The sequence below is a fragment of the Frankia sp. EI5c genome (genome assembly GCF_001636565.1).
In the GTDB taxonomy this organism is placed as follows: domain Bacteria; phylum Actinomycetota; class Actinomycetes; order Frankiales; family Frankiaceae; genus Parafrankia.
In genome coordinates, this window is record NZ_LRTK01000105.1 from 1 (window position 1) to 4,169 (window position 4,169).

At 71.8% G+C, this 4,169-nt stretch carries 2 protein-coding genes and 10 pseudogenes; 2 read left to right on the plus strand and 10 right to left on the minus strand.

What is annotated here, in order from left to right; translation table 11 throughout:
• A pseudogene (locus UG55_RS29275) lies at nucleotides 1-307 on the plus strand (serine/threonine-protein kinase); the annotation flags it as partial.
• Nucleotides 308-351: 44 nt separating this feature from the next.
• Here the strand turns inward: UG55_RS29275 and UG55_RS43280 are convergent.
• From UG55_RS43280 to UG55_RS24855, 6 genes and pseudogenes are all read right to left on the minus strand, one after another.
• A pseudogene (locus UG55_RS43280) lies at nucleotides 352-526 on the minus strand (aminodeoxychorismate/anthranilate synthase component II); the annotation flags it as partial.
• A 1-nt stretch (nucleotide 527) separates the two neighbouring features.
• Nucleotides 528-629 (minus strand): annotated as a pseudogene (locus tag UG55_RS43285) (aminodeoxychorismate/anthranilate synthase component II); the annotation flags it as partial.
• 1 nt (nucleotide 630) lies between these two features.
• A pseudogene (locus UG55_RS43290) lies at nucleotides 631-857 on the minus strand (gamma-glutamyl-gamma-aminobutyrate hydrolase family protein); the annotation flags it as partial.
• 1 nt (nucleotide 858) lies between these two features.
• A pseudogene (locus UG55_RS43295) lies at nucleotides 859-1,002 on the minus strand (aminodeoxychorismate/anthranilate synthase component II); the annotation flags it as partial.
• Between the two features lie 134 nt (nucleotides 1,003-1,136).
• Nucleotides 1,137-1,319, minus strand: a 183-nt coding sequence (locus UG55_RS43300) for a DUF881 domain-containing protein (protein ID WP_242425072.1), incomplete at its 5' end; no start/stop codon positions are given.
• Nucleotide 1,320: 1 nt separating this feature from the next.
• Nucleotides 1,321-2,006 (minus strand): annotated as a pseudogene (locus UG55_RS24855) (DUF881 domain-containing protein); the annotation flags it as partial.
• Between the two features lie 263 nt (nucleotides 2,007-2,269).
• Here UG55_RS24855 and UG55_RS24860 point away from each other — a divergent pair.
• Nucleotides 2,270-2,514 (plus strand): annotated as a pseudogene (locus UG55_RS24860) (cell division protein CrgA); the annotation flags it as partial.
• 184 nt (nucleotides 2,515-2,698) lie between these two features.
• On the opposite strand, the gene UG55_RS48210 reads toward UG55_RS24860, so the two are convergent.
• The 4 genes and pseudogenes from UG55_RS48210 to UG55_RS24865 form a co-directional block, all read right to left on the minus strand.
• The coding region (locus UG55_RS48210) for a hypothetical protein (protein WP_396231013.1) at nucleotides 2,699-2,793 on the minus strand (95 nt) is incomplete at its 5' end.
• 1 nt (nucleotide 2,794) lies between these two features.
• Nucleotides 2,795-2,903 (minus strand): annotated as a pseudogene (locus UG55_RS48215) (hypothetical protein); the annotation flags it as partial.
• A gap of 1 nt (nucleotide 2,904) precedes the next feature.
• Nucleotides 2,905-3,028, minus strand: a pseudogene (locus tag UG55_RS43305) (hypothetical protein); the annotation flags it as partial.
• Between the two features lies 1 nt (nucleotide 3,029).
• A pseudogene (locus UG55_RS24865) lies at nucleotides 3,030-4,073 on the minus strand (glycoside hydrolase family 15 protein); the annotation flags it as partial.
• Nucleotides 4,074-4,169 lie beyond the last annotated feature (96 nt).

The window sequence follows — 4,169 nt, forward strand, 5'->3', positions numbered from 1 at the left end:
CACCCAGCGGCCGATCCAGGACCCCTCCAAGCGAGCGGGGACCGTCGCCAACCAGAGCCCGGCCAGTGGCAACGTCAGCCGCGGTGCCACCGTGACCCTCTTCGTGGTGCAGGAGGGCCAGCAGACGCCGACCGCGCCGGCCACGACCCGCGGCACCGGCGAGCCCGAGGTGACGCCGACACCGGAGACGACGACACCGCCGCCGAACACCACGCCCCCGGCGACCACCCCGCCGGCGACCACGACCGCACCGACGCAGGGCAGCCAGACACCGCTGAGTCTCGGGCGGTTCCGCAACAGCGGCTGAGTTCGGTCACGGCCTCGGGGCAGCCAGCCCGCCCCGAGGCCCGGTCAGGCGAACGCGGCCAGGCGCAGCGTCTCGACCTCGGCGGACAGCGCGGGCGCGAGCCGCAGTGCCGCCCCGCCGTCACCGCAGGCGTCGAGCCAGCGGGCCAGCATCAGGTGCCCACCCTGGGTCAGTACCGACTCGGGGTGGAACTGGACGCCTTCGAGTGGCAGCTCACGGNGCCGCATGGCCATGACGACCCCGCTCTCGGTGCGCGCGGTCACCTGAATCTGGTCGGGCAGGGTGTGCTCCTCCACGGCCAGTGAGTGATACCGCGTCGCGGNGAAGGGCGAGGGAAGATCGGCCAGCACGCCGACGCGCTCATGATGGACGATCGAGGTCTTACCGTGCAGTAGCTCCGGCGCGCGGTCGACCGTGGCGCCGTAGGCGACACCGAGCGCCTGATGCCCCAGGCAGACGCCGAGCATCGGCAGGCCGCGGTCGGCACAGGCATGCACCATCGGGATGCTCACCCCGGCGGCCTCGGGTGTGCCCGGCCCCGGGGAGAGCANGACACCGTCGACACCGAGCCCGTCAAGCTCGGCCGGGTCGATCTCGTCGTTCCGCCGGACCACACACTCGGTCTCCAACTGGCCGAGGTACTGCACCAGGTTGAAGACGAACGAGTCGTAGTTGTCGACGACCAGGATCCGCATCGGACCTCCCGGGGAGCACGGCACCCGGTGGGTCGGCCGCCGGGCGGAGCGGGAAACCGGGCGCGGTGTGCGCCCTCGGGTGCTGGATCCATCCTGCCTGACNGCAGGGCCCGCCCGAGACCCGCCGGCCGCGGTCAGCCGACGTCGGTCAGCGGGCCACCGCTGTAGGCGGGCACGACAAGGTCCGCCTCGGCCGTGACGCGGTACCCGAGACCGTAGGCCGTCACGTAGTCCCGGTACAGCTGAACCCGGGGATCGGTGTCCAGCGCGTCGTACAGCGCCACCTGATCGCCGATGGCGCTGATCCGGAAAGGCGGNGAGTACACCCGGCCCGCCAGCAGCAGCGTGTTGCCCACACACCGCACCGCCGTCCGGGGGGTCACCCGGTGGCCCATGATGGCCATGGCCTCGGCGCCACCCGACCACAGCGCGTTCACCACGGCCTGCACGTCCTGCTGGTGCACGACCAGGTCGTTCGGGCCGGGCGAGCGCACCCCGGCGGGCAGCGGCCGCCCCCGGCTCTCCCGCGGGGCGTCGTCCAGCTCGATGGTCACCGCGGGCCCACGCACGGCGGTGAGCCCCACCTGGGCCGCGAGCTCGGCACGCCGAAGGAGCGGATCCGCCGGAGTGGGCGCGGCGGCGGCCGGTGTGGGAGGTGTCGGCGAGGGTGTGGCACGGACACCGGGAGACACTGGAGCGGTCGCCAGCGCGTCCAGTCCGGCTCGGACCCGCTCCTCGTCCTCGGCGAGGCGCCGGCGGTCCTCGGCCGCGAAGGCCGCGGCGCTGACGACACCCGCTCCCCCCGCCCGCCCCCCGGCGGGAGCTGTCACCACCGCCGCGGCCACGAGCGCACTGACACCCGCGGCCAGCACGCCGGCCGAGACCCGCCACAACATCGGCCGCCCGCGCCCGCCAGCCTGCCCGACGGCACCGCCGAGCCCCGCGGCACCGCCGGGTTCCGCCTGGTCCGCCGCCGCTGTCTGGTCTGCCGTTCTGCCGGTCATGTCATCCCGCCGGTCAAGTCGTCCGTCGTGCTCCGGGCCTTCGCCATCCCGCCCGGGCACCGTCGTCCTCGTTCCGCCGCAGGCTACGCCCCGGATCACAACGCGATCACCGTTGGCGGGCCGCCCGACGCGGGACACGGCGGCGGCGCCCGCACGGCTTCCACCCGGTCACCATGTCTACCCTGGTGACGAACTTCCCGATGACGCCGGTCAGGTGACCTGCCCGGCGCGCCGGGCGAGCCTGGTCACGAGGAGTCCGCAGNGCCCGAATCCCGACGCCGGAAGCCAAAGAAGACGACGGCGCCCGCCCCCCAGGGCAGCACCCGCACGCCGAAGCGCAAGCCGCCGTCACCGCCGTGGTTCGGCGCGATGATCCTGGCGTTCTTCCTGATCGGCATCGCCTATCTGTTGGTCTACTACTTCTCCAACGGCGGCGTGCTGGGGATGGAGAGCCTCGGCGGCTGGAACATCCTCATCGGTTTCGGGTTCGTGGTCGTCGGCCTCGCGGNGTCGACCCAGTGGCGCTGACCGCGCGATGACACCGGCCACCCGGTGGCGCGTACCGCCCTGGCGGCGGTCCGCACCATCGGTGTGACTTGCATCGGTGTCATTCATCCACAACCGTTGTCCACAATGTGGATATCCATCGCCCGGAACCCTTATGCCCGACCTGCCAACCCCGCGCCAGGGGGTCATCCGGTGGGTGCCGGTCGGGAGTAGGAGTAGGAGTCACCACCCTCGGCCCTGATCACGTACATGACAGCGTTGATCAGTGCCAGGTGGGTGANCGCCTGCGGGAAGTTGCCCAGGTGGCGGCCATCTGCCGGGTCGAGCTCCTCCGCGTACAGATCGAGCGGGCTCGACAGGCTGAGCAACCGTTCGCAGAGCTGGCGCGCCNGGGTCACCTCACCGATCTCCACCAGCGCCGAGACCAGCCAGAACGAGCAGATGAGGAAGGCACCCTCCTCGCCCTCGACCCCGTCGTCGGTCTCGTCGGTGCGGTACCGCAGGACGAGGCCGTCNACCGTCAGTTCGTCCGCGATGGCCAGCACGGTCGCCTTGACCCGGTCATCCGTCGCCGGCAGGAAACCGAGCAGCGGCACGAGAAGCACCGAGGCGTCCAGCGACGTCGAGCCGTAGTACTGGGTGAACACCCCGCGGTCGTCGAGACCGTTGGCCAGCACGTCGGCATGGATCTCGGCGGCGATCCCGCTCCACCGCTCGGCGGCGGTGTGGTCCCCGCGCATCTGGGCGAGCCGCCGGCCACGGTCCAGCGCCACCCAGCACAACATCTTCGACGTGGTGAAATGCCGCGGCTCGCCGCGGACCTCCCACATCCCCCGGTCGGGCTCCCGCCAGTGGGCCGCGGCCGCCTCGACCAGGCGCACCAGCACCGGCCAGAGCCGCTCGGAAAGATAGTCCCGCGAGCGGGTGTGCAGATAGACCGAATCGAGGATGACCCCCCACACGTCGTGCTGGCGCTGCTTCGCCGCCTCGTTGCCCACCCGGACGGGGGTGGCGCCGTCGTAGCCGGAAAGGTGTCCGAGAATCTCCTCGTCTATCCTCGGCTCGCCGCCGACCCGGTACATGACCTGGAGGTCGTCGGCGTTCTCGGCGATATCGGCGATGAACGAGAAGAAGTCGTTCGCCTCGTAGTCCAGACCCAGCGTGTAGAGCCCCCAGAGCGCGAACGTCGAATCCCGGATCCAGCTGTAGCGGTAGTCCCAGTTGCGTTCACCCTGGGGCGTCTCCGGCAGTGAGGTCGTCGCGGCGGCGAGCAGCGCGCCGGTCGGGGCGTAGGTGAGCCCCTTGAGCGCGAGGGCACTGCGCTGCAGGTGCCCGCGCCATGGATGGTCCGGGAACGTCCCGCGGGACAGCCACTGCCGCCAGAACTCGGTGGTGCTCTCCACCGCCGCGCAGGCCTCCTGGTAGCTGTGGGGCAGCAGCGGGTCCTCCGCGCGCCAGGTCAGGGCCACGAATGCGGTGTCCCCCTCCCGCAGGGTCGTCCTCGCCAGGGCGCGGCGCCCGTCGAACCCTAGGCGCAGATCGGTGCGCAGCCGCAGCGAGNCGGCCGACGACGGGTCGGTACGCGAACCGGCGTGGGAGATCGCTCCGGTCGAGTAGTCCTCGCCTTCGTACCGCCACGACTCCGGACTCCGCCCG